General features: G+C 50.6%; 1 protein-coding gene. It reads right to left on the bottom strand.

The window, feature by feature from the left end; translation table 11 throughout:
- Window positions 1-567 (bottom strand): hypothetical protein (locus KK062_RS29965; RefSeq protein ID WP_254088069.1); only part of this gene is annotated, 567 nt, incomplete at both ends.

Consider the following 567-nt stretch of genomic DNA (forward strand, 5'->3'; position numbering starts at 1 on the left):
CTTTATTGAGTTCGTCTTTTGTTACGCCCGTCAATGTCGGGATGTTTACCACGTCAGTGCGGTACTCATTCGTAGACGTCAGCGTAGCGTGCTTGTCCTCTCCCATCAGATACACATAACCAAAGTCCCAGTAAGAAACGTATTCAATGCCCTGGCTGATCGTGTAAACCTGGCCATTTGCATTTGCTTTATTCTCCAACAAAGACACAAACGTTTTAGATGTACCGTCACCGAGAGGTGCTGACAGCGTTATATCATTAAACGTGTTCACCTCAGCGGTCGCATTGTTACCGCCGAACACCAGCGTAATCGTGCCGGGGCCAACGGCAAGACGCTTTGTCTGGTCGCGGAAGTCACCTACGCCGGTGGTTGTCCAGAATTTATATACCACAGTACCTTGTGTGATGCCATCGGGTACGGGCAGCTCGAACTGGAAGTCGAAGTCAGTGCCGGTTTTCCGTGCCAGGTCGATCGAACCATCGGGCTTGTCATCTACTGCTTCCTGAGGCACAAATATTTCTTCACCGGCTCCCCCTACGTTTCGGGTGATGTACAGGCGTTTCATTC

Source organism: Dawidia cretensis (genome assembly GCF_018598175.1).
GTDB classification, from domain to species: Bacteria; Bacteroidota; Bacteroidia; order Cytophagales; family Cyclobacteriaceae; genus Ohtaekwangia; species Ohtaekwangia cretensis.